The organism is Rhizobium sp. LjRoot30 (assembly GCF_964253915.1).
Taxonomy (GTDB): Bacteria; Pseudomonadota; Alphaproteobacteria; order Rhizobiales; family Rhizobiaceae; genus Metarhizobium.
Map to the genome: position 1 here is coordinate 1 of NZ_CAXUSG020000060.1, position 251 is coordinate 251.

Genomic DNA, 251 nt, shown 5'->3' on the forward strand with positions numbered 1-251 from the left:
AGCTCCTTGCGCCAGCGGAACAACTGACTGACATGGATACCGGCCGCGCGGGCAATCTCCGATACCACCGCGTCTGGCTCAAAGCAGGCCGCGACGAGCCGCTCTTTGTCCTCATGTGTCCAGCGTCGGCGGCGCTCTACAGATGTGATCACCTCGATGGGATGCTTCGTCATATGACTACTCCTAGTGTTACCACTAGGACTGCCAGTCAGCAGACCGTCATCGCAAGACGGCCCTCACCGTGGGCTTAC

At 59.8% G+C, this 251-nt stretch carries 1 protein-coding gene; it reads right to left on the reverse strand.

Annotated features, from left to right (window positions below):
• Positions 1-173: transposase (locus ACSQ3I_RS28150; protein WP_436004489.1), on the reverse strand; the 173-nt coding region annotated here is incomplete at its 3' end.
• Positions 174-251 lie beyond the last annotated feature (78 nt).